Annotated in this window: 26 protein-coding genes, 1 pseudogene and 1 riboswitch; of the genes and pseudogenes, 6 read left to right on the top strand and 21 right to left on the bottom strand. The window is 60.9% G+C overall.

Annotated elements, in window-relative coordinates; all coding sequences use genetic code 11:
* Positions 1-87: 87 nt before the first annotated feature.
* Both KGA83_RS08550 and KGA83_RS08545 read left to right on the top strand, forming a co-directional pair.
* Entirely contained in the window at positions 88-570 is a 483-nt protein-coding gene (locus KGA83_RS08550; RefSeq protein ID WP_223529454.1) for a hypothetical protein, read from the top strand.
* Positions 571-716: 146 nt separating this feature from the next.
* Entirely contained in the window at positions 717-1,988 is a 1,272-nt protein-coding gene (locus tag KGA83_RS08545; protein ID WP_108219019.1) for an OmpP1/FadL family transporter, read from the top strand.
* A gap of 167 nt (positions 1,989-2,155) precedes the next feature.
* Here KGA83_RS08545 and KGA83_RS08540 read toward each other — a convergent pair whose 3' ends face one another.
* From KGA83_RS08540 to cobO, 14 genes are all read right to left on the bottom strand, one after another.
* Positions 2,156-2,728 (bottom strand): glutathione peroxidase, encoded by a 573-nt coding sequence (locus KGA83_RS08540; RefSeq protein ID WP_108219020.1) that lies wholly within the window; start codon positions 2,726-2,728, stop codon positions 2,156-2,158.
* 55 nt (positions 2,729-2,783) lie between these two features.
* The gene (locus KGA83_RS29815) at positions 2,784-2,906 is read right to left on the bottom strand and encodes a hypothetical protein (protein ID WP_256594990.1); all 123 of its coding nucleotides are present in this window, start codon (positions 2,904-2,906) and stop codon (positions 2,784-2,786) included.
* Positions 2,903-4,111, bottom strand: coding sequence for an MFS transporter (locus KGA83_RS08535; RefSeq protein WP_108219021.1), 1,209 nt, complete (start codon positions 4,109-4,111; stop codon positions 2,903-2,905). The genes KGA83_RS29815 and KGA83_RS08535 overlap by 4 nt, the downstream gene beginning before the upstream one ends.
* A 52-nt stretch (positions 4,112-4,163) precedes the next feature.
* Positions 4,164-4,568, bottom strand: a complete 405-nt coding sequence (locus KGA83_RS08530) for a MarR family winged helix-turn-helix transcriptional regulator (RefSeq protein WP_108219022.1) — start codon at positions 4,566-4,568, stop codon at positions 4,164-4,166.
* Positions 4,569-4,771: 203 nt separating this feature from the next.
* Complete coding sequence (locus tag KGA83_RS08525) at positions 4,772-5,503, bottom strand: adenosylcobinamide-GDP ribazoletransferase (protein ID WP_223529453.1); 732 nt, start codon at positions 5,501-5,503, stop codon at positions 4,772-4,774.
* A 2-nt stretch (positions 5,504-5,505) separates the two neighbouring features.
* On the bottom strand, positions 5,506-6,081 hold the full coding sequence (cobC, locus tag KGA83_RS08520; protein WP_108219024.1) for an alpha-ribazole phosphatase family protein: 576 nt from the start codon (positions 6,079-6,081) through the stop codon (positions 5,506-5,508).
* Positions 6,078-7,133 (bottom strand): nicotinate-nucleotide--dimethylbenzimidazole phosphoribosyltransferase, encoded by a 1,056-nt coding sequence (gene cobT / locus KGA83_RS08515; protein WP_108219025.1) that lies wholly within the window; start codon positions 7,131-7,133, stop codon positions 6,078-6,080. The genes cobC and cobT overlap by 4 nt, the downstream gene beginning before the upstream one ends.
* On the bottom strand, positions 7,130-7,651 hold the full coding sequence (cobU, locus tag KGA83_RS08510; RefSeq protein ID WP_108219026.1) for a bifunctional adenosylcobinamide kinase/adenosylcobinamide-phosphate guanylyltransferase: 522 nt from the start codon (positions 7,649-7,651) through the stop codon (positions 7,130-7,132). The genes cobT and cobU overlap by 4 nt, the downstream gene beginning before the upstream one ends.
* Positions 7,652-7,772: 121 nt before the next feature.
* Entirely contained in the window at positions 7,773-9,224 is a 1,452-nt protein-coding gene (locus KGA83_RS08505) for a cobyric acid synthase (RefSeq protein WP_223529452.1), read from the bottom strand.
* Positions 9,221-10,213, bottom strand: a complete 993-nt coding sequence (gene cobD, locus KGA83_RS08500) for a threonine-phosphate decarboxylase CobD (RefSeq protein ID WP_223529450.1) — start codon at positions 10,211-10,213, stop codon at positions 9,221-9,223. The genes KGA83_RS08505 and cobD overlap by 4 nt, the downstream gene beginning before the upstream one ends.
* Positions 10,206-11,114: an adenosylcobinamide-phosphate synthase CbiB gene (gene cbiB / locus KGA83_RS08495; protein ID WP_108219029.1), complete on the bottom strand. Its 909-nt coding sequence runs from the start codon at positions 11,112-11,114 to the stop codon at positions 10,206-10,208. Before cbiB ends, cobD begins: the two co-directional genes overlap by 8 nt.
* Positions 11,111-11,761, bottom strand: coding sequence for a 5,6-dimethylbenzimidazole synthase (gene bluB, locus KGA83_RS08490; protein ID WP_108219030.1), 651 nt, complete (start codon positions 11,759-11,761; stop codon positions 11,111-11,113). The genes cbiB and bluB overlap by 4 nt, the downstream gene beginning before the upstream one ends.
* Positions 11,758-13,155 (bottom strand): cobyrinate a,c-diamide synthase, encoded by a 1,398-nt coding sequence (locus KGA83_RS08485; protein ID WP_223529449.1) that lies wholly within the window; start codon positions 13,153-13,155, stop codon positions 11,758-11,760. Before KGA83_RS08485 ends, bluB begins: the two co-directional genes overlap by 4 nt.
* Positions 13,152-13,763 (bottom strand): cob(I)yrinic acid a,c-diamide adenosyltransferase, encoded by a 612-nt coding sequence (gene cobO, locus KGA83_RS08480; RefSeq protein ID WP_108219032.1) that lies wholly within the window; start codon positions 13,761-13,763, stop codon positions 13,152-13,154. The genes KGA83_RS08485 and cobO overlap by 4 nt, the downstream gene beginning before the upstream one ends.
* 81 nt (positions 13,764-13,844) lie before the next feature.
* Positions 13,845-14,088, bottom strand: a riboswitch (cobalamin riboswitch).
* Between the two features lie 153 nt (positions 14,089-14,241).
* On the opposite strand from cobO, the gene KGA83_RS08475 reads away from it, so the two are divergent.
* Both KGA83_RS08475 and KGA83_RS08470 read left to right on the top strand, forming a co-directional pair.
* A complete protein-coding gene (locus KGA83_RS08475) occupies positions 14,242-14,826 on the top strand; it encodes a hypothetical protein (RefSeq protein WP_223529448.1) in 585 nt (194 codons plus the stop codon).
* A 146-nt stretch (positions 14,827-14,972) separates the two neighbouring features.
* Positions 14,973-15,074 (top strand): annotated as a pseudogene (locus tag KGA83_RS08470) (hypothetical protein); the annotation flags it as partial.
* A gap of 116 nt (positions 15,075-15,190) precedes the next feature.
* Here the strand turns inward: KGA83_RS08470 and KGA83_RS08465 are convergent.
* The 7 genes from KGA83_RS08465 to KGA83_RS08435 form a co-directional block, all read right to left on the bottom strand.
* Positions 15,191-15,811: a DUF1120 domain-containing protein gene (locus tag KGA83_RS08465; RefSeq protein WP_108219034.1), complete on the bottom strand. Its 621-nt coding sequence runs from the start codon at positions 15,809-15,811 to the stop codon at positions 15,191-15,193.
* 210 nt (positions 15,812-16,021) lie between these two features.
* Positions 16,022-16,684, bottom strand: a complete 663-nt coding sequence (locus tag KGA83_RS08460; RefSeq protein ID WP_108219035.1) for a class I SAM-dependent methyltransferase — start codon at positions 16,682-16,684, stop codon at positions 16,022-16,024.
* Positions 16,685-16,702: 18 nt separating this feature from the next.
* Complete coding sequence (locus KGA83_RS08455) at positions 16,703-17,239, bottom strand: C40 family peptidase (protein ID WP_108219036.1); 537 nt, start codon at positions 17,237-17,239, stop codon at positions 16,703-16,705.
* A 165-nt stretch (positions 17,240-17,404) separates the two neighbouring features.
* A complete protein-coding gene (locus KGA83_RS08450; RefSeq protein ID WP_108219037.1) occupies positions 17,405-18,037 on the bottom strand; it encodes a C40 family peptidase in 633 nt (210 codons plus the stop codon).
* A 224-nt stretch (positions 18,038-18,261) separates the two neighbouring features.
* The gene (gene hda / locus KGA83_RS08445; protein ID WP_007898944.1) at positions 18,262-18,966 is read right to left on the bottom strand and encodes a DnaA regulatory inactivator Hda; all 705 of its coding nucleotides are present in this window, start codon (positions 18,964-18,966) and stop codon (positions 18,262-18,264) included.
* Between the two features lie 230 nt (positions 18,967-19,196).
* Positions 19,197-20,270, bottom strand: coding sequence for an AI-2E family transporter (locus tag KGA83_RS08440; protein WP_223529447.1), 1,074 nt, complete (start codon positions 20,268-20,270; stop codon positions 19,197-19,199).
* Positions 20,271-20,306: 36 nt separating this feature from the next.
* Entirely contained in the window at positions 20,307-21,359 is a 1,053-nt protein-coding gene (locus KGA83_RS08435) for a DUF2066 domain-containing protein (RefSeq protein ID WP_223529445.1), read from the bottom strand.
* A gap of 386 nt (positions 21,360-21,745) precedes the next feature.
* Between KGA83_RS08435 and purM the strand changes: the two genes are divergently transcribed.
* A complete protein-coding gene (purM, locus tag KGA83_RS08430; RefSeq protein WP_108219040.1) occupies positions 21,746-22,804 on the top strand; it encodes a phosphoribosylformylglycinamidine cyclo-ligase in 1,059 nt (352 codons plus the stop codon).
* Positions 22,804-23,454: a phosphoribosylglycinamide formyltransferase gene (gene purN / locus KGA83_RS08425; RefSeq protein WP_108219041.1), complete on the top strand. Its 651-nt coding sequence runs from the start codon at positions 22,804-22,806 to the stop codon at positions 23,452-23,454. The genes purM and purN overlap by 1 nt, the downstream gene beginning before the upstream one ends.
* Positions 23,455-23,462 lie beyond the last annotated feature (8 nt).

Below are 23,462 nucleotides of genomic sequence, written 5' to 3'. Positions count from 1 at the left end.
GACCCGCTTGCGGCGAGCCTGAGCCGATTCACTGCTGCCAAGCCCCCCCTTCAGGTATCGCCGTCCAATTCAGGTCGCGAGGGTTTTATGGGTATCGCTGCCAGCGAACTGTGCCGTTATGTGATTCGTCCGACATTGATCTACCTCGGACGTCATAGCGCTACTGCCGAATCCCTGCTGCTGGGCATTGCCGCCGGCCAGTCCGCCCTTGGTTCCGCCCTGCATGACCGCCGTGGGCACGGCCTGTACCGCATTGCCGAGCCCCGCCACCAGGCCCTTTGGGACCATTACCTGGCCCTTGATCCGGAGCGTGCAAGCCTGGTCCGCGGCCTGGCCAGCCAGCATGCGTTTCTGAGTGGCCCGCACCTCGAATTGACCGTCAACCTGCGTTACGCCACAGCCATCGCCTGGCTGCTGGTGGAAGAACAGAATACCCCCCTCCCCGCCCCTGATGATTTGTTGGGTATGGCCAGAATTTGGCGCCAGACCTTTCAGCCCCAGGGACGTCTGCGTGATTTCACCAGCGCCTGGCAAACCTGTGTTTCACCGCTGAATCAGGTCGCCTGCTGACACATCTGGATCCAAAGATCGCGCAACATGTCGCGATTCTGGTCGGATTGTCCTACAAAACCGCTCTAAATCAAGCGATACAGCCTATGGCGCCGGGACGAAAATGTTGGTAATTTTCGCCCCGGTGATCATCAGGAATTCTAATAATGAAAAAAGTAATGCTCAAAACCACCATTAGCCTCGCCGTTGCCTTGGCATCCACCCAGATTTTCGCGAGTGGCTTTGCCCTCAACGAACAGAGCATCAGTGGAATGGGGACTGGTTTTGCGGGACGCTCTTCATCTGCCGATGATGCAAGCACTGTTTTTGGCAACCCTGCCGGCATGTCGCGAATCAAGCGCCAGGAAGTCACTGGCGGGATCGCAGCTATCGATGCCTCGACTGATATCAAAGACGCCCAAGGCGCCCACCCGGGTACCAACAAAGGCGACATGGTGCCATTCACAGCCGTTCCGATGGGCTATTACGTCAAGCCGATTGATGATCACTGGGCATTCGGCCTCGGTGTCTACGCACCTTTTGGTCTGATTACCGACTATGAAAATGGCTTCCAGGGTGCCGGTTTCGGCAGCAAGAGTGAAGTCAAGGTTGTCACCTTCCAGCCTACCGTCAGCTACGCCTTTAACGACAAAGTATCGATTGGTTTCGGCCCGACCATCAACCGCATTGGCGGCACTCTGGAGTCGGATGTACCTCTTTTTGGCGATACCCACGTCAAAATCAAAGGGGATGATGTCGCTCTTGGCTACAACTTCGGGGTCCTGGTACAGGCAACAGACACCACTCGTGTCGGCCTGACCTATCACTCGAAAGTGAAATACAAGATTGAAGGTCATACCGATATCAGCGCAGGCGCAAATTCACCTTCCGCCTTCCTGAAAAGCAATCGATACGATGCTTCGCTGAAAATCGAAACACCTGAATCTGTCGACTTCTCCGTGACACAACAGCTGACGGATGCGTGGACCCTTTATGCAGGTTCCACCTGGACTCGCTGGAGCCGTTTGAAAGACATCACCGTCAACAACGACGGCGTAACGGCGGCACAAGGCGGTGCATTGTCCCCGGCCCTGTTCGGCACCATTACGGAAGAGCAGAACTGGCACGATACCTGGGCCTACGCCATCGGTACCTCCTACCAGCTGAATAAGCAGTGGGTATTGCGCACCGGCCTGAGCTTTGACCAGTCGCCTACCAACAATACCGACCGATCCCCACGTATTCCTACAGGTGACCGCACAATCTTCAGCCTTGGCGCCGGCTACAACGTCACCGATGATCTGACCATCGACGTCGCCTACTCCTACCTGAAGGAAGAAGCTGTCAAGGTGGATCGCTCCAACCAGGTAGACAGTTACAGCGCCAAGTACGAAAACAGCGCCAACGGTTTCGGTGTCGGTGCAACCTACCGCTTCTGATGATTCCCGGCGAGCCTGAACCGCTCGCCATCGGAATCAAAAAAGCCCCGCTCTCTTCACAGAGGCGGGGCTTTGTGGGAGCGAGCCTGCTCGCGATGGACGCGAACGATGACACATGCTTACTGGATGAACGAGGCGCCTTGAGATTTTCGCGAGCAAGCTCGCCCCTACAGGTCAGGGGGCGAAACGAGCGGTTGCGAAGCCAGAGCTTGCTCCACCGCTGCAATGAACTCGGGATCATCGGGCTTGGTCAGACTGGAAAAGCTGGCAATCACCTTACCCTTGCGATCGACCACGTATTTGTAGAAATTCCATTTTGGCGCACTGCTCTGTTCGGCCAGTACCTTGAACAGATGGGTTGCGTCGGCGCCACGTACCGACTGCGGCTCGGTCATAGTGAAAGTCACGCCATAGTTGACGTAACAAACCCTGGCGGTTTCGGCACCGTCCAATGACTCCTGCTTGAAGTCATTGGATGGAACACCCAGTACTTCCAGCCCCTGCCCTTTGTAACGCTGATTCAGCGCCTCAAGGCTTTTGAACTGCGGGGCGAAACCGCAGAAGCTCGCCGTATTGACCACCACCAGCGGCTTACCTTCATACCGTTGGCACAGGTCGACGGATTCCTTGGCGCGCAGCTTTTGCAGTGATCCTTGCAATAGCTCCGGGCACTCGGCCGCGTAGGCCAGCCCGGTAAACGTCGCCAGCAACGTGGGGACTGCAATCGCGCGCATCAGCATGTCGGTGCATCCTTGAAAACTCGTCAAAAGCGACGTTACTCGCCCTCGCCGCACGCTAGCAAGTCCCCATGCCCAACTGCAAAAGCGCCAGCCCGCCCTGATGCCAGCCCCACCACGTCAGGGCAAGCAGCAAGGCGCAGACAGCGAAAACCGTGATACGAGGCCAGAGACTGTTCATGTTGCACTCATTTGTGTTTGCAGGCGCACCACCGGCCGTTCACGCACCGGCCAGTTCAGGGCGGCGGCCAACAGGCTCAGGAGAATCGCGACCTGCCAGATCAAGTCATAGCTGCCGGTACGGTCATACACCACGCCACCCAGCCAGCCGCCCAGGAACGAACCGAGCTGGTGAAACAGGAAAACAATCCCGCCGAGCATGGACAGGTTTCGCACGCCAAACAAGGTCGCCACCGTACCGTTGGTCAACGGCACCGTCGACAGCCACAAAAAGCCCATGGCCATGCCGAACAAATAGGCCGTGGTGGTGGTCACCGGCGCCCACAGGAACAACGCAATGACCACCGCCCGCAGCAAATACAAACCGGTGAGCAAACGCGGCTTGGACATGCGCCCGCCAAGCCATCCTGCCGTGTAGGTGCCGAAAATGTTGAACAGGCCGATCAGCGCCAGCACCGTGGTGCCGACCGTCGCCGGAAGATGCTGATCCACCAGATAGGCCGGCAAGTGCACACCGATGAACACCACCTGGAACCCGCACACAAAAAAGCCGAACGCCAGCAGCCAGAATCCGGAGTGGGAGCAGGCTTCGCGCAGTGCTTCGCCAAGGGTCTGTTCGTGGCCCAGGACGGGCAGCGGCTTGTCCTTGAGCATACTCACCAGCGGCACGATCAACGCCACCAGCAAGCCCAGCACCAGCAGCGCCGCGGACCAGCCAAGCCATCCGATCAAACCGAGGGTGCCGGGCAACATCGCGAACTGGCCGAACGAACCGGCAGCACTGGCGATCCCCATGCCCATGCTGCGTTTTTCCGGCGGCACCGCGCGGCCGACTACACCCAGAATCACCGAGAACGACGTACCGGACAGTCCGATGCCGATCAGCAGGCCGGCACTCAGGGACAGGGTCACCGCCGAGTCGGAGAGCCCCATGCAAATCAACCCGGCTGCGTACAGGACGCCACCGATCAGCACCACTTTCGCCGCGCCGAAGCGGTCGGCCAGCGCGCCGGTGAATGGCTGAGCGAGGCCCCAGATCAGGTTCTGCAAGGCGATGGCGAAGGCAAAGACTTCACGGCCCCAGCCGAACTCGGCGCTCATGGGTGCCAGAAACAGCCCGAAGCCATGTCGAACCCCCAGAGACAACGCAAGGATCAGCGCACTCCCCAACAAAACCCAACCACATGTACGCCACATCGATGTCATTGTTGTTCTCCGGTTGCGGGTATATACCCGCTTATGATCGAAAAAACCGGCATCACGCCAGTTCGTCCAGCAGCTTGAGTAAGGTTTCGCGCTTCTCGGGGCCCAAGCGATCGATCAAACGTTGCTGAGCGGCTTCCCAGGCCGGCAAGGCAGCCTTCAGACGCTCTGCCCCGGCCTCGGTCAGCAGGACGATGCGGTTACGCATGTCCTCGCCCTCGACCAGCGTCACCAGGCCATCACCCTCCAGCACCCGCAAGTTACGCCCCAAGGTACTGCGATCCAGGCCCATGGCCTCGGCCAGGGTCGAGATGCTCGGTTGATCCAGGCGTTGCAGGTTGCACAGCAAAGAATACTGCGCAACGTTGATCCCGAAGCCGTCGAGAGCGCCGTCGTAATGCCTGCTGACGCCGCGGGCGGCACGACGCAGGTTGATGCATAAACATTGGGAATCGAGCATGGTGCGTGTATATACCCGCGAGTCGGTTAAATCAAGTGGCATGGAGTTTGTTCAGTGATCAGGCGGTGTCCCGAAAATCGCTTTCGCGAGCAGGCTCGCTCCCACAAAGATTTTCGGTGTGCCCACTATTGTGTCAACAAAACTGAAACCCTGTGGGAGCGAGCCTGCTCGCGAAGAGGCCGGAACATTCACCACTACGGCGCTCAGGCTAATGCCAATCCAACCAACACCCCTACCTCCAGCAACTCCAGCATTGCACCTGCCGTATCGCCCGTCGTTCCACCCAGGCGCCGCAACATCACCTGGCGCAGCCAGACAAACCCCAGCACTGCCAACACCACCGCCAGCGCACCGCTGACGCCTGCGATCAACACACACGCCAGCGCACTGACCACCAATACCTGTCTGCCCGCCGAACGCGGAAGATAATCGGCCAATGCCTGGCCCAGGCCACCGGCACGCACATAGGGCGTGCTCAGGAACAAGCCGAGCAATGCGCTGCGACCTATCAACGGCACGATGATCAATGCCAGCGAATGCGGCTGCTCGATCAACGCCAGCAGCGCGGTGAACTTGAGCAACAGCACCAGCACCAGCGTCACCACCGCGATCGGCCCGCTGCGCGGGTCTTTCATGATGGTCAGCGTACGCTCACGGTCGCCAAAACCGCCGAGCCAGGCATCGGCACTGTCCGCCAGGCCATCCAGGTGCAACCCACCGCTGAGCAGTACCCACACGCTCAACAGTAACGCCGCGTGCAGCAACGTCGGCGCTCCAAGCAGCAGCCAGTTCACTACCCACAGAATCACGCCGAAGAGCAATCCCACCAGCGGATAAAACAGCAACGACCGCCCCAGTTCCCGGGGCTCAGGCATGCCGGGCAGGCGAATCGGCAGGCTGCTGAGAAATTGCAGGGCGATCCAGAATGGCAGCATGGTCAGAGCACTTCCTTCAATACGCCAGCAGACTCCAGCGTCAGCGAAAACAGTGCGCCATGCCCGACCTCAACGTTGAGCAGTTGCTCTCGTGGCAGCCCGCGAGCCTGTGCCAGCAACAGGCGCATCACACCGCCATGGCTGATCAGCAAAATGCGCTCACCGGCACAGGTCGCGTGCAACCGCTCCAACGCCGCCAGCACCCGCGCCGAAAAGTCCGCTACCGGCTCACCCTGAGGCGGCGTGAACGAATACGGATCGGCCCAGAACAAACCCAGCGCCTGCGCGTCGGTTTCCATCAACGCCGCCGCGCTCTGCCCTTCCCAGGCGCCGAAATGCAACTCTTGCAGGTCTTTATCCAGGTGCACCGGCACACCCGATTGCACACCGAGCTCTTCGGCAAACCGCGCACAACGCTGCAAGGGTGAACTGACCAGCCGATCCCATGGCCCCTGCCCGACTACAGCGGCACGCATCTGCGCCCAGCCCAAATCGGTCAACGCATCATCGATACTGCCGCGCAGACCACCGCCGAGTTCGGTTTCACCGTGCCGCAACAGATCCACGCGCAAGGTCATACCGGTCGATCTGCCACGGCGGCTTCGGCGAAAGTCGCCATCTGCCCGTGCAGGTCGCAAGCCAGACGCAGCAGCGGCACAGCCAACGCCGCGCCACTGCCTTCGCCCAGGCGCAGGCCAAGATCGAGCAGCGGCTGCGCGTTCAGGGACTCCAACACATGACGATGCCCCGGCTCGGCGCCGCGATGACCGAACAACAGCCACTCACGGCATTCAGGATTCAAGCGCACCGCAACCAGCGCCGCGACACTGCAAATGAAGCCGTCCACCAGCACCGCGACACCCTCCTGGGCACAGGCGAGATAAGCACCGACCAGCGCGGCGATCTCAAAACCGCCGAGGTTGAACAGGGTCTGCAAGGCATCGCCACGCTGCGCGCCATGCAATGCCAAGGCGCGTTCGATCACCCGGGCTTTGTGGCTGACACCTTCAGCGTTGAGCCCGGTGCCTGGCCCGGTCAAATGGCCCACCGGGCAATCGAGCAGCGCACACGCCAGGGCGCTGGCAGCGGTGGTGTTGCCGATGCCCATTTCGCCACCGATAAACAACTGCGCACCGGTAGCCATTGCCCGCTGCACACTGTCACGGCCGGCCTGCAAGGCGAGTTGCCCCTGGGCCTGGGTCATGGCCGGTTCCTGTACAAAGTTTGCCGTACCCGGGCCGACGTTCAGGTGGCGCACACCCGGCAGGTTCAGCGACGGCGTCACCGTGCCGAGGTCCACCACCTCAAGGGAAGCGCCCAGTTGCCGCGCCAGTACGCTGATCGCGGCACCACCACTGACGAAGTTGTGCAGCATCTGCCCGGTGACTTCCTGGGGAAACGCCGACACACCCTCGGCGACGACGCCATGATCACCGGCAAAAATCGCGATCCACACCTGCTCCAGGCTCGGTTTGACCCGCCCCTGCAAACCCGCCAGTTGCACCGCCACCAACTCCAGTTGACCGAGGGAGCCGGCCGGTTTGGTCAGTTGCTGCTGCCGCGCCTGCGCCTGTTCGATCGCTTGGGTATCGACCGGCTTGCACGGGTTCAGCCACCAGGATTGAGTCATAACGCAGTTCCTTTCAGAGTCAGGGGCAGGCCGGCGACGGTCAGGACGACACGCTGACAGCGCGCAGCCAGAGCTTGATGCAGCCAACCGGCTTCATCGACATAGCGGCGAGTCAATTCGCCCAGCGGCACGACACCCATTCCAGTCTCGTTGCTGACAAAAATGATTTCACCCGGCAGCGACGCCAGGCAGTCCAGCAAGGCATCACGTTCGGCTTGCAAACGCTCGGCATCGTCGAGCATCAGCAGATTGGTCAGCCATAGGGTCAGGCAATCCACCAACAGGCAACCGTCGGCACGGGCGGATTCGCGCAGCACCCGGGCCAGTTCCACCGGCTCTTCGATCAATGCCCATTCGGCAGGACGACGGGCGCGATGATGGGCCACCCGCTCGCTCATTTCTCCATCGAGTGGCTGGCTGGTGGCGATGTAGGTCACGGCCAGCGCGCTGTCGATGGCGAGTTTTTCAGCCAGGCGACTCTTGCCGGAGCGGGCGCCGCCGAGGATCAGTTGGAGCATTGCTTATTCCTTAAAATCTTCGGGGAGGCGACTGGCCTCATCGCGGGCAAGCCCGCTCCCACATGGAAACGCGGTCAACTGTAGGAGCGAGCCTGCTCGCGATAGCGGTCTCAAAAACGCATCAAATCCCACAGAGTTCCCGCAACAACCCGGTATCCAGATGCTTTTCCACCAGATCCGCCAGCCGTTCGATATCACGCTCGCGCAAGGCGTGATAATCCACCGCCTGCACCTCCTGCAAACCCGCCCAGCGCAACAGCGCACTGCATGCCGCCGGCGATTCGAACAACCCGTGCAGATAGGTGCCGAATATCTGCCCGTCCGCACTTTGCGCACCATCGCAGCGCCCGTCATCCAGCTGCACGGCGGCGTTTTCCAGGGCCGGGCCGGTGGTCACGCCGGCATGAATTTCATAACCCGCCACCGGCGCGTCTTCCAGTGCCAGACGACCCCGCACATTGCGCAACTGCTTCTCTTGTTCGAGCTTCGTTTCGAACGCCAGCAGCCCCAAACCGGCGCTGGAACCCGGCGCACCTTCGAGGCCCAGCGGGTCATGCACCTGCTCACCGAGCATCTGCAGGCCGCCACAAATTCCCAGCAGTTTCCCGCCGTAACGCAGATGCCGGGCGATGGCGGTGTCCCAGCCATTGGCCCGCAGGTACGCGAGGTCGCTACGCACACTTTTCGAGCCAGGAAGAATGATCAGGTCGGCAGGCGGAATCGCCTGGCCGGGGCCGATGAATTGCAGGTCCACTTGCGGATGCAGGCGCAGCGGATCGAAATCGGTGTGGTTGCTGATGCGCGGCAGCACCGGCACCACCACCTTGAGCACCTGTTCAGCTTTATCGGCCTGGCGTTGATCGATGCCGTCCTCGGCCTCCAGGTGCAGATCCATCACGTACGGCAGCACGCCGATCACCGGTTTGCCGGTGCGCTCCTCGAGCCAGTCGAGACCGGGTTGCAGCAACGCGATGTCGCCACGAAAACGATTGATGACGAAGCCTTTGACCCGCGCCTGTTCGCTCGGCGACAGCAGTTCGAGGGTGCCTACCAGGTGGGCGAAAACCCCGCCGCGATTGATATCGGCGATCAGCAGCACCGGGCAATCCACCGCTTCGGCAAAGCCCATGTTGGCAATATCGCCGGCCCGCAGATTGATTTCCGCCGGCGAGCCTGCGCCCTCGACCATCACCAGCGGATACACCGCGCTCAAGCGCTGGTGGGAGGCCAGCACCGCTTGCATGGCGATGGTTTTGTAGTCGTGATAGGCGACGGCGTTCATGGTCGTGACGGCGCGGCCATGGATGATCACCTGGGCACCGGTGTCACTGTTGGGCTTGAGCAACACCGGGTTCATGTCGGTGTGCGGCTCAAGGTTCGCGGCCTGGGCCTGTACCGCCTGGGCGCGGCCGATCTCGCCACCGTCGGCGGTCACCGCACTGTTGAGGGCCATGTTCTGCGGCTTGAACGGCACCACCCTGACGCCTTGGCGCGTGGCCCAACGGCACAGCGCGGTCACCAGCGTGCTTTTACCGGCGTCCGATGTGGTGCCCTGCACCATCAGCGTGGTCATTGGTTTTCCTTGGCGAAATCTTCGAACGCCCGCGCCAGACGTACCCAGGCGATTTCGTCACCGGGCAAGCCGAATCGCAGGCTGCTGTTGTGCGTGAACAATCGCAGGAGAATGCCACGCCGGGCCATGAATTCCTGCAGTTCTTCGGCGCGCTCGGTCATCAGCCACTGGAACAGCGCACAACCGCCCTGAGGCTCGAAGCCGTGTTGCGCCAACAACGACGCAAGGCGCTCGCTGGCCTCATCGGCGCGCACTCGCTGCCGCGCTTGCCCCTCGGTATCGCGCAGGCAGGCCTGGCCCACTACCCGGGTTGCCCCGCTCACGGCCCACGGTCCCACTTGTTCGGCCAGCAACTTGAGCAACTTGCGCTCGGCCAACACAAACCCCAGGCGCACTCCGGCCAGGCCGAAAAACTTGCCGAAGGAGCGCAAGACGATCAACCCGACTTGATGGGCATACGGAGCCAGGCTCAGATGCGGCGTGTTATCCATGAACGCTTCATCCACCACCAGCCAGCCACCGCGCTGGGCCAGCCGCGCGTGCCAGTCGAGCAGACGACTGGGCGTCAGGTTCAGGCCTGTGGGGTTATTCGGGTTGACCACCACCAGTACGTCGAAACTGTCGATAAAGAAATCGACTTCGTGTTCCAGCACTTCACGCACGATGTAGCCATTACGACGCCACGCTTCAGCGTGCTCGGCGTAACACGGCGACAGCACGCCGACCTTGCCCGCCCGACGCAATCGCGGCAGCAGTTGAATCGCCATTTGCGAGCCGGCCACCGGCAATGCCTGCAAGGTGCCGTAGTAATCACAGGCGGCCTGCTCCAGACCATCGTCCGCTTCCGGCAAACGGGCCCAGGCCCGCAGCGGAATATCCGGCACCGGGAACGGCCAGGGCGCAAGGCCCGTCGACAGGTCCAGCCAGTCGGCTTCCTCTATGCCGTATTCGAGCGCCGCCTTGCGCAATCGCCCACCGTGCTCAAGCATAAAATTCGGCCCCCAGGCAGAGAATCAGCAGCCATAACCATACCCCGCGCTGGACCAATTGCCAGCCCCGGTCAATGGAGTCGGCATCCGCCGGTACGCCTTCGCCCAACTGCGGACGCTGATGCAGTTCGCCGTGATAAATCGCCGCACCGCCCAACTCGACACCAAGGGCGCCCGCCCCTGCCGCCATCACCGGGCCGGCATTCGGGCTGTCCCAGGTCGGGCCCTGGGTGCGCCAGCATTTCAACGCCAGCCGGGTTTTGCCCAGCAGCGCGTAAGTCAGTGCCACCAGGCGCGCAGGTATGTAATTGAGCACATCGTCGACCTTCGCCGCCGCCCAGCCGAACCGTTCGAAGCGCTCATTGCGATAACCCCACATCGCATCCAGCGTATTGCTCAGGCGGTAGAGCACCACGCCCGGCGCACCCGCCACGGCAAACCAGAACAACGCGGCGAACACTGCGTCGCTGCCGTTTTCCAGTACCGACTCGGTGGCGGCACGGGCGACTTCGGTTTTATCCAGATCACTGGTTTTACGGCTGACCAGATAACTCACGCGTTTGCGCGCTTCATCAAGATCATCGCCGCGCAATGCCTTGGCCACAGGCGTGACGTGCTCACCGAGGCTGCGCATGCCGAGGGCGCAATAGAGCGCGAGAATCTCGACGATCCAGCCGACATAAGGCGCCCAGGACAATGCCGTGACCAACAGCGTCAGCGGCAACACGGCGATCACCCACGCGGTGACGCCATGACTGCGCCAGCCGCGACCGCCGCCGTTGAAGCGTTGCTCGATGCGGTCGGCAAAACGGCCGAACGCCACCAGCGGATGCCAGCGTTTGGGTTCGCCCAGCAGCGCATCCAGCGCAACCGCGGCGACACTCAACAACGCCACACTCATTGACTTACTCCCCAATAATTTTCATACAGCAATTCATGTAGCGGACGCGCCTGCGCCCAGCCTTCGAGCACCAGCATCGGCGCCGGGTAGAACGCCTTCACCGGCCCCAGGCACAGCACGGCCAGAGGTTTGGCTCCAGGTGGCAACATCAACAAATCGGCCAGGGCTTGCGGTTCGAACAGCGACACCCAGCCCATGCCCAGCCCTTCGGCGCGGGATGCCAGCCACAGGTTCTGGATCGCACAGGACAGCGAGGCCATGTCCATTTCCGGCAGCGTGCGGCGGCCGAAGATATGCTGCTCGCGGTCCTCCATCAGTGCGGCGACCAGTACCTCGGCGCAATCGTTGATGCCTTCCACCTTGAGCTTCATGAACTCGTCGCTGCGCTCGCCGAGGGCTTCGGCGGTGCGGATACGCTCCTCTTCCACCAGGGCCTGGATTTGCCCACGCAAGGCGCGATCACTGATGCGAATGAAGCGCCAGGGCTGCATCAGGCCGACACTGGGGGCCTGGTGTGCGGCCTCGAGCAGGCGCCGCAGCAATTCGGGCTCGACGGTGCCGCCGCTGAAGTGGCGCATGTCGCGGCGTTCGGCGATGGCGCGATAGACCGCTGCGCGTTCGGCTTCGGAAAATGCGTTGTCCGTCATGACCGCTTCGCTGGCAAGCCAGCTCCTACAGGGGCTAGCTGATCCATTGTAGGAGCTGGCTTGTCGGATCGCCGCATCGCAGCGAAGGCGGCTTCAAGGTCCGGCGCAAACAGTGCGGCAATCGCCGAAGGGTTCGACGGGAAATAAAAATGCACATAAGAAGCGGTCATCCGCCCCTCACGGTAGACCGCCTCTGCCCCGCGCCCGCCATTAGGGCTCAAGCCACGGGCTATCGGCGCCAGCTCTGTGGTGGTCAGCGAATGGTGATAGGTGTGCCCGCGCAGCGAACCTTCCGGCAGTTCCACCGCTTGCAACGCCAGCGCGGCCAGACGCTTTTGCATGACCGCATCACCGGCCAGCAAGCCAACCAGTTCGGCGCGAGTGCCCTCGACATCGGTCAGGGAATCGAGCAGATACAGCATGCCGCCACACTCGGCGAGCAAGGGTTTGCCTGCCCGGTGGTGCGCGCGGATCGCATTGAGCATCGCAGTGTTTTGCGCCAGCGCGACATGGTGCAGCTCCGGGTAACCACCCGGCAGATACAGGCTGTCGGCCTCCGGCAATGCACGGTCGCGGATCGGCGAGAAGAACGACAACTCGGCGCCCATCGCCCGCAGCAAATCCAGGCTCGCGCCGTAGGTGAACGCAAAGGCTTCATCACGGGCGACGGCAATGCGCACACCGGCCAGCAGCGGTTCGGCTGCAATGACATCAGGGGCGGCGAACTCGACCGCCGGTGGCAGTGCAACCTCGCAACTGCTGGCCAGGGCATCGGCGGCCGCATCGAGGCGCAGGTCGAGATCGTTCAGCTCACTGGCCTGCACCAGCCCCAGGTGCCGGCTCGGCAGTTCGATCCCGGTTTCCCGGGACAGCGCGCCGTACCAGCGCAAACCTTCAGTCAGGCTGCCTTCGAGCAGTTGCGCGTGGCGCAGCGTGCCGACGCGATTGGCCAGCACGCCGGCGAATGGCAAGTCCGGCTGATAACGCGCCAGCCCCAAGGCCAGGGCGCCAAAGGTCTGGGCCATGGCAGTGCCATCGATCACACCCAGCACCGGTACACCGAAATGCCGCGCCAGATCGGCGCTCGACGGCGTACCGTCGAACAGCCCCATGACACCTTCGATCAGGATCAGGTCGGCTTCAGCGGCGGCTTCCCACAATAGCCGGCGACTTTCTTGCTCACCAACCATCCACATGTCCAGTTGATACACCGGCGCACCGCTGGCGCGCTCGAGGATCATCGGATCGAGAAAGTCGGGGCCGCACTTGAACACACGGACCTTGCGCCCCTGATTGCGATGCAGTCGGGCCAGCGCCGCGGTGACGGTGGTCTTGCCCTGGCCGGAAGCCGGCGCGGCAATCAGTACCGCCGGGCAGTGCCGAGGCTGACTCACAATTCGACGCCTTTCTGCGCTTTGATCCCGGCTTGAAAGGCGTGTTTGATCACGCCCATTTCGGTGACGGTGTCAGCCATCTCGATCATTTCCGGCTTGGCGGCACGACCGGTGACTACCACGTGTTGCATCGGCGGCCGGGCCTGCAAGTCGCTGAGCACCTGATCGAGATCGAGGTAGCCGTGCTTGAGGGCGATGTTCAGCTCATCGAGCACCACCAGACCGATGGACGGATCGCGCAGCAGTTGCTGCGACACCGCCCAGGCGGCTTCGGCGGCGGCGATGTCGCGCTGGCGGTCCTGGGTTTCCCAGGTAAAACCTTCGCCCATCACATGAAAGCGCACCTGCTCGGGAAAGCGCCGGAAGAACAGCTCCTCTCCGGTGCTGTTGCGGCCCTTGATGAATTGCACCACGCCGCATTGCATGCCGTGGCCCATGGCGCGGGCGAGCATGCCGAAGGCCGAACTGCTCTTGCCCTTGCCGTTGCCGGTCAGCACCAGCAGCAGGCCACATTCGTTCGGGGCATTGGCGATGCGCTCGTCGATCACGGCTTTTTTGCGCTGCATGCGCGCCAGGTGGCGTTCGTCACGATCGGGGGTATCAGTCATGGGGAGCTCTCCGTTGAGGCAGGAATAACGGCGGGCAGGCACAAGAATAGAAGGCAACTAAGCCTGGCATCGCCCACCGTGATGCCGCTGGATGAATCAGGCCGGTCTCCGGGCTCATGAGTGACCTGGGGCCAGACTGTGCGCCTTCCCGCATCGAATCGAATCGAATCGACACAGTGGCATCAGACACAGTTTTCACTCATTTACCGTTGCGGGGGCAGCGCCGGAATTGCGGGCCTTCGACCATCAGAAGAACTCACTCACCGGCTTCCCTGTTTCACTCTGTCGACCCACGTCACAGAGCACCTGAAACAAGCCGCGAAGGTTAGAGGGTTGGGGGTGGAGCGTCAATTAAAGCCGGGAGGCCACTTGCCGAATAACTGCCGTCGATCAATAAACTGACGTCAATCTTGTGCCACGCTCTCAGCAGTGATATCAAAGAGCCACAACCTCACAACACAACAACAAGGGTGAGCCCATGCAAGGCATGATCATCAGCAATCCAAAGCTGGAATTCCTGCGCCCGGTGCTCGAGCGCTGGTTCGAATGCATCGACCGCTACAACGCCGTCCGCGGCGATGGCGACACACCGTACTGGCACGACGAAAAGGCCAATCTCGGACTGCTGTCTGCCGCCGCCTGGATGGCCGAGATGGTCACGCTGCAACAGACGCCAACCCGCAAGCAGACCGAAGAAGGCGAACGCAACAGCCGTGCCGACCTGTTCCTCGCCTCGCCCGAAACCCGCGCCTACATCCAGACCACCCAGCGCTGGCCACGGGTCAACAGCCTCAACCTGAGCCAGGCCCTGCTCGACATCGCCAGCGATGCGAAGCGCGTGAGCCACGCCAGCGACCTGAAACTCGGCTGCCTGTTCGTCGCCCCGCAAAAAGCCCAGCAAGGCGCCACGCCGGAAGAACTCCAGGACATGGTCGACGACCTGCAAAAGGAGCACACCTGCGCGGTCGCCTGGTATTTCCCATACGCCTATCGCAAATTGCGCAACGAAGCCGGCAACTATCACCCCGGCATCGCGGTGCTGTTCAAGGAAGCTCGCGGCTGAGGCGTTGAACCATCGCACGACAACGCTTCTCTATGATTAGAACAAGGCATTCATAGGGAAGACCAGCATGCGCACGCCCCCGCTCGCTCTCGTTATCGCGCTCTGCACAGGGCTCGCCGCTTTTGCCGAAGACCTGGATCTCCCACTCCATGGGTCGCCCGGTGGGCGTGGTGATCGACCGGCAGGGTAACCTGTTGGTGGCCGATGACACAGGGAACAAGGTGTGGCGGGTGTCGGCTGCCAGATAATCAACGGCAAAATAGGTTGCGGTGTTCGGCAACTAACAGTGAATGCTCCGAAGGGACGAGAGACAGCACTGAACCATTGTTCGCATGGACACCACGAGCGGCTTAGAGCTGGGAACTTACAGGTACTTCATTTCAAATGTCGCCGAGCCGTCCATGTCCACCTCGTCGGTCAGGGTTAGGTTGTTGGCGGGGGCGATGAAGGTATAAACCTCAAAATCCATCGTCAGGTCTTTTACCGCAATCGGTGCACTGGAGTCGGAGGCGGAACCTACTGATAAAAGGATGCCGGGAGACGTCGAGCGGGTTGATAGCCAGGTCAGACCTTCGTCTTCGGAGCTGATCGCGCTCGCCGGTTGCCCATCCGCCAAAGCGTTTCTGACACCGACGAAAACAAAACCGAGTTTTTCGTTCGCGTTGGTGAGTCCAAGGCCAAACCAACCGCTGGATGATTCCGTACCAGCTCGGTTATCGATCGGGTTCAGCGCGAATTGAGTCGATGCGTCACAAGCCACGGTCAATTGCAGTGGGTGTTTGCCAAGTACAGTATTCTGGGTTGGATTGAGGTCCTTTGCCGAGATCTTGCCGTTGTCCACGAGACCGCCGTTCGACAGGCTCGGCGTGCACGCAGCCGGCGTGATGGTGCCGGTGACCGTCAGGTCCGTGCTGGAGGCAGCGAAAGCGCAAGACGCTCCCGCAAGAAGGAATGCGCTGCCAAGTAGGGTCAGTGTCTTATTCATGTATTGCTCTTCGTATTTGGGGTGATTGCAGCTCGAGCCAATACGACCGGACTGCTGGATAACCGCAATCTAGCGAACAGGGTAGAAGGTAGGGAATGCAACAAATACGAAAAGGCTGCGCACTTCGTTTCAAGGCGCGTTGGGTGCCAACATCGAATTCAAGTCATTGATCATTGGGAGTTGCAGGAGGGGTCGATTTCAACAGGACAGCTAGCGTTTACGACACAGAGTCAAACCATCGCCGATCGGCAACAACGACAAATCCACCCGCGCATCGTCTTTCAAGGCCCGATTGAGCGCCTGGATCGCCCGGGTGTCCGCGCTCTCGGGGTTGGCCTCGAGCACGCGCCCGCTCCACAAAGTATTATCGAACACCGCCAGCCCGCCGACCCGCAGCAATCCCAGGGCGTGTTCCAGATAACTCGGGTAGTTGGCCTTGTCGGCATCGATGAACACCAGGTCGTACTGCCCGCCCCGCCCTTGTCGCTCAAGCTCGGCGAGGGTTTCCAGCGCCGGGGCCAGGCGCAGGTCAATCCGTCCGGCTAGCCCCGCCTCCTGCCAATAGCGCCGTGCGATGGCGTTGTAGTCGCCAGGGATATCGCAGCAAGTCAGCGAGCCGTCAGCCGGTAATGCCGATGCCATGCACAGGGCGCTGTAACCGGTGAAAGTGCCGACTTCGAGCAAGCGCCTGGCTCCCGTCAGTTTCACCAGCAAAGCGAGAAACTGCCCCTGCTCCGGAGCCACCTGCCAACGTGCCATCGGCAGCGCCTGAGTCTCATCGCGCAAGCGCTTGAGCAGTGGCGTTTCGCGCAGGGAGACATCGAGCAGGTATTGATACAGGGCGTCGTCGAGATTAAGCGTGCGAGCAGTCATGATCAGCAGCTCCGGACGTTACGGGTTGCGCGCCAGATGTTCAGGCTGCAGAACACGCTTGGCGCTCAGATAAGCCTTTTGCCAATAAGCCTTGGACAAGCTGTCGAGCTTCACGGTGCCGCCGGTGGCCGGTGCGTGGACGAAGCGCCCTTCTCCCACGTAGATGCCGGCATGACTGACCTGGGAACCGCCATTGGTGGCGAAGAAAATCAGGTCACCGGTTTGCAGGCCTTCCTTGCCCACATTCGCCGCTTGCATGGAGATCATTTCGCGAGTGGTGCGCGGCAAGGAAATACCGGCGACATCGCGATACACATAACCGATCAGGCCGCTGCAATCAAATCCGGAATCCGGCGTATTACCACCCCAACGATAAGGCGTGCCCACCAGGCCGAGCGCGCGAAACAGCACGTCTTCGGCCTCGGGCGAAAAAGCTTGCGGGGATCCGAATACGATGGGAGCGCGAACCACCTGCGCAGGTGGCGGTGTACGGCTGGCGCAGGCACTGAGCAGCGCTGCGAAGAACATGATTGCGAGGCGGGCCGACGTCGTCATAAGCAGAGCATCCTGATCTGGCTGCGGCTTTTTCTGCCGGGAGTGCAGAAAAGAAAACCGCCTGCGCGGGGCGCAGGCGGTTTGCCATCATTCATACATCAGGATTTTAGCGGTTATATGGCAAACTTCAAGTAAGACTTTAAGTTTACCTTACAATCTGTGCGCTTATTTACGTGCAGTGACGATTGGCGACGCGTTAGGTGCCATCGCCAGGGCGCGCTTGGCTTCGATGAAGCTCTTGTTCCAGTAACTGTCGCCCAGGCTATCGATCCGCACACCACCGCTGCGGCGGCTGCTGGAGTGGATGAACTGGTTGTCACCCAGGTAGATCCCGGCGTGACTGACACGGCCACGACGGCCATTGGTTGCGAAGAACAGCAGGTCGCCCGGCTCAAGCTTGCTGCGCGAGACCAGCGGAGCGTCCACGTTGATCATTTCGCGGGTGGAGCGTGGCAGGTTCATGCCCGCTTCTTCGCGAAACAGGTAACCGATGAAACCACTGCAATCGAAGCCGGCTTCAGAAGTACCGCCGAAACGGTAACGGGTACCGATCAGGGACATGCCACGTTCGAGGATGCTGTCGGCCAGAACCGGAAGCTGGTAGGACTTGCCGCCAGCGAAGTCTGCGAGTTCTTTTTCGGTAGCCAGCTCTTCCTGAAAGAGAGCGGAAGACTGGGCAGTAACGGAGTTTTGAACATGCTGTTGTTGCTCTTGCTGAGACACCGGAGTGTGGGCAGCGCAACCGAACAACAGGGTGACGAGTGCGAGAGGCACGAGGGGTGCGAAGCGGTTTAGCATGGGCACGACCGTGGCTGATAGTTGTAAAGAAGCCGAGACTATGCCCTCTATCATCCTCATTTGCAAATTCAATCGATCTTTTTGTGACTTATCCGTTTCCCGTTTACATCTAAGCGCTTAAGCCCATTTTAAACATACGCGCAGCCTGTAACCGGGCAGAAAAGCGGGGGGTTTGTGCTGCCTGCAATTCGCCGAACTGGCTAAAAGCCCCGGATTCAGCGGGTTTACCAGCCGAGGGTTTCTTTCAAAAACGGGATTGTCAGCTTGCGCTGAGCCTGGAGGGAGGCCTGATCGAGACGCTCGAGCAGCTCGAACAGCGCACTCATGCTGCGGGTACCGCGAGTCAAAATGAAATGCCCGACTTCGTCTGTCAGGTGCAGTCCGCGACGAGATGCGCGCAATTGCAAGGCGCGCAATTTGTCCTCATCGGAAAGCGGGCGCATCTGGAAGATCAAGGCCAGGGTCAGGCGCGACTTGAGATCCGCCAGCTTCACCGGCAATTCACGGGGGGATGTCGACGCGGCAATCAGCAAGCGTCGGCCGCTGTCGCGCAAGCGATTGAACAGATGGAACAGCGCCTCTTCCCAGTCCGCCTTGCCGGCAACCGCCTGCAGGTCATCGAGACAGACCAGTTCGTACTGTTCAAGGTTGTCGAGAATTTCAATACCGCGATCGAGCAGCTCGGCCAGCGGCAGATAGACCGCAGGCTCCCCCAATTGCTCGAAGCGCAGGCAGGCGGCCTGCAACAGATGCGTCCGCCCTACCCCATCCTTGCCCCAAAGGTATATCAGGCTCTCGGTCCAGCCGGCGTCGGCTTCGCACAGCCGCTCGACATAGCCGAGTGCAGCGGCATTGGCGCCTGGGTAGTAATTGATAAAGGTGGCGTCGTCACGCAGACGCACACCTAGGGGCAGCTGAATCGGTTTCATCCTGACTGAACAGTTCCAAAGGAACCGTTAGTGGCCTCTGTGTAAAGTTTGCGAAGTTTATACCCGTGAGCCGGGTCGCACAATGCGACAGACCACAAGCAAAATCAAAGGTTTGCGTTAATGCATCGGTTTTATGACAGTTTCTTTGGCGGTGCATGTGACAGTCGCGCGATGCAAGCAGGCTGACCCGCCATGAACCCGGGCAACCCGCCATCACCCATCGACGCCCCTTACGACTCCGGCTCGTCGACACTCCCGTAGATCTCAGAATCCTTATACAAATCATGCACATGACGCACCAGCACCATGATCACCGCCGCGACCGGCAATGCCAATAGCACACCGGTAAAGCCAAACAGCTCACCACCGGCCAGAATCGAGAAAATCACCGCCACCGGGTGCAGGCCAATCCGGTCACCAACAAGTAACGGCGTCAGCACCATACCCTCCAGCGCCTGGCCGACCATGAACACCGCGACAATACCGAGCATCGGGTAAAGATCACCACTGAACTGGAACAACCCCGCAAGCAGCGCCGCGCCAATGCCAATGATAAACCCCATGTACGGCACGATCGCCGCCAGACCGGCAATCAGGCCAATCAACAAGCCCAGTTCCAGCCCGACCAGCATCAGGCCCGCTGCGTAGATCACACCCAAGGCCACCATCACCAGCAACTGTCCGCGAACGAAGGCTCCGAGCACTTCGTGGCATTCACCCGCCAGGGATACCGCGCGCGCTTCACGATCACGAGGCAGCAGGCTGCGGATCCTGGACATCATCAAGTCCCAATCGCGCAACAGATAGAAGCTCACCACCGGGATCAGCACCAGATTCGCCAGCCAGCCGATCAACGCCAGCCCCGAGGCCGTGGCATGGCTCAACACGACACTGACAATATCAGTGGTCTGACTCATATGCTCGCTGATGGCTGCCTTCAACTTGTCGAACTTCCAGAAACCTTCCGACAGGCCGAACTTCGATTGCACCCAGGGCAGCGCCGTGTGTTGTAGCCAGTCGAGCATCTGCGGGGCCAGCTCATACAAACGAAACAACTGCCTGGCGAGCAGCGGCACCAATACCAACAGCAGCGCGGTAAAGATCAATGTAAACAGGGTAAACACCGCCACGACACCCCAGGTTCGAGACAAGCCTGCCTTCTCCAGCCGATCCACCAGCGGGTCGAACAGGTAGGCCAACAGCAGCGCCACCAGGAACGGCGTCAGGATCGGATGCAACAACCAGACAAACGCACAAAGCAGGATCACCCCACCGAGCCAGAACCAACACCGCCTATCGGCCATGAACCACTCCATTGCTTCTATATAAAGAAAGAAAAACTACCAGCGAAAACGCAGCTGCGGTGTCGGGGCTGGCGCTGGGGCAGGCACCGCACCACCGGCGGCAGGTTGAACCGGCACTGCCGGGGCTGGGGCCTGACCAGCTGGAGCTTCCTGCAGCCTCGCCAGCGACAGTTGTGCACGCAGTTGATCGGCGCTGCCATTGACCCTATAGACAATCCGGTCGCCGTCGACACTTTGCACACGCCCGCCAAATGGCTCCAGCAAGCGCCCAAGGGACGCGTAGTGTTCAAGATTCATGCCTTGCACCTCCAGCAATTGCTCACTCGAAGCACCGGCCCTGGCAACAAACCGCGGCGCCAGGCGCTCGTTGACCGCCAGCATCACCGCATCGGCCACGGCCGCCTGATCGGCGCCTTGCACGCTGCCTGCCTCTTTTTTATCCCCCAGCCACAATTGCCACTTGGCTTGCCACTGCCCGCCCTCCTCCTTGGCGTGTACCGCGAGCAAGGCGTCGGCGTTGTAGCGCTCCGAAGCGGCATTCAATGGCGCGGGATCTGCGCCTTCCAGATTCGGCGCGGTCGCGACGATCTGTTCGTTCAGGTCTGCCAATGGCAAGCGCAATGGCAAACCACGGTGTTGAGCAGCCCGACGCAATGGCGCCGCGCTGGCCTGACCGTCGCCCACCAGACTTGAACCCTCGGTGGAGTCATTCAACCACCAGCCGAGGATCGACGGCCGATTGGCCCCCCACATCGCCAGGCCGGCGCGGCGCAAGGCCTGCTCGGTGGTGCCCGGATCGAAATCGACTTTCAGGACTTCCGGCGGCCCGGCATCAAAGCCGTATTGGCTGATGATCTGTTGCGGGTCTTTGCGAATCGCTGCCAGCCCCGGACTTTGAGCGGCCTTGGGGTCGCCGGTCAGGCGCAATATCAATGTGTCCAACGCACGTTGAGTCGCCTGGTCGCGCTCCTCGGGCGATTGGCCATTCACCGGCTCGCGTACCTGGTAAAGGCCTTTGACGGTTTCGGCATGACTGGCCAGGCTGACCACTGACAAACAACTCACAAGCAAGAATTTACAAAAACGCATGGAGGATTCCTGACGACAAGAGCGGCTGGAACAGACCGCGTGAAAGCGATCGAGCAAGGCTGTGACCATTGCCCGACGCAAAACATTCACACGTACCGGGTAAGTTTTCGCACTGTCATAACGATAGACGGTTAATCGCGACACCTTATACAGCCATGCAGGATGCCACCGACACCGCGCATTAACGGTTTTTTTTGAACGGATATGGCCCTGCTGTCGGCCTGAGGATGGCCGCTGCGGCTCAAGCCTGATAAAATCGCGCGCCTTCGCAGACCGGCAACAGCCGGGTAGTGTCCGAATAGCGCGCATGGCTCTCGCCTACGCAGTTTCGGCGTTCCCGACGGACTCGGTCGTTACCCAGAAATCCCCCCCTAAAGGCCTGGATCATGAGCAAGCAACCCTCCCTGAGCTACAAAGACGCCGGTGTAGACATCGACGCCGGCGAAGCATTGGTCGAACGCATCAAGAGCGTCGCCAAGCGCACTGCGCGCCCGGAAGTCATGGGCGGCCTGGGCGGTTTCGGCGCCCTCTGCGAAATCCCGGCCGGCTACAAGCAGCCGGTGCTGGTTTCCGGTACTGACGGCGTTGGCACCAAGCTGCGCCTGGCCCTGAACCTGAACAAGCACGACAGCATCGGCATCGACCTGGTTGCCATGTGCGTGAACGACCTGGTGGTGTGCGGCGCCGAGCCGCTGTTCTTCCTCGACTACTACGCCACTGGCAAACTGAACGTCGAAACCGCGACCCAGGTCGTGACCGGCATCGGTGCTGGCTGTGAACTGTCCGGCTGCTCGCTGGTTGGCGGCGAAACCGCTGAAATGCCGGGCATGTACGAAGGCGAAGACTACGACCTGGCCGGTTTCTGCGTCGGCGTCGTGGAAAAATCCGAAATCATCGACGGCTCCAAGGTTGCTGCTGGCGATGCCCTGCTCGCCCTGCCGTCTTCCGGCCCGCACTCCAACGGCTACTCGCTGATCCGCAAGATCATCGAAGTATCCGGCGCCGACATCGAAAACACCCAGCTCGACGGCAAGCCGCTGACCGACCTGCTGATGGCCCCGACCCGCATCTACGTGAAGCCGCTGCTCAAGCTGATCAAGGAAACCGGCGCGGTCAAAGCCATGGCCCACATCACCGGTGGTGGCCTGCTGGACAACATCCCGCGCGTTCTGCCAAAGGGCGCACAAGCCGTGGTTGACGTCGCGAGCTGGACCCGTCCTGCCGTGTTCGACTGGCTGCAAGAGAAAGGCAACGTTGACGAAAACGAAATGCACCGCGTGCTGAACTGCGGCGTGGGCATGGTTATCTGCGTTGCTCAAGAGCACGTTGAAACCGCGCTGAACGTGCTGCGTCAAGCGGGCGAGCAGCCTTGGGTCATCGGCCAGATCGCCACCGCTGCCGAAGGCGCGGCTCAGGTCGAACTGAAGAACCTTAAGGCGCACTAATGCCTAAAACCTGTGATGTGGTGGTGCTGTTGTCCGGCACCGGCAGTAACTTGCAGGCCTTGATCGACAGCGCGCGGACCGGCGACAGCCCGGTTCGCATCGCTGCGGTGATTTCCAACCGCGCCGACGCCTACGGCCTGCAACGCGCCAGGGACGCGGGTATCGATACCCGCACCCTGGATCACAAGGCTTTCGAAGGTCGCGAGGCCTTCGACGCCGCGCTGATCGAACTGATCGACGCCTTCAACCCCGAACTCGTGGTACTGGCCGGATTCATGCGCATTCTCAGCGCAGGCTTCGTACGCCACTATCAGGGTCGCCTGCTCAATATCCATCCTTCGCTGCTACCCAAATACAAAGGGTTACACACTCATCAGCGCGCACTGGAGGCCGGCGACACCGAGCACGGCTGCTCCGTGCACTTCGTCACCGAGGAACTCGATGGCGGACCACTGGTCGTACAGGCTGTAATACCGGTAGAGTTACAGGATTCGCCGCAGAGTCTGGCGCAGCGAGTCCATGTTCAGGAACACCTGATCTACCCGATGGCCGTACGCTGGTTTGCTGAAGGTCGTTTATCACTCGGTGAACAAGGTGCTTTACTGGACGGACAGTTACTCGCGGCCAGCGGCCACTTGATTCGAACCTAGGAGATTTT

Source organism: Pseudomonas sp. GL-R-19 (assembly GCF_019956375.1).
In the GTDB taxonomy this organism is placed as follows: Bacteria; Pseudomonadota; Gammaproteobacteria; order Pseudomonadales; family Pseudomonadaceae; genus Aquipseudomonas.
This window is presented reverse-complemented; position numbering and strand designations above follow the sequence as displayed.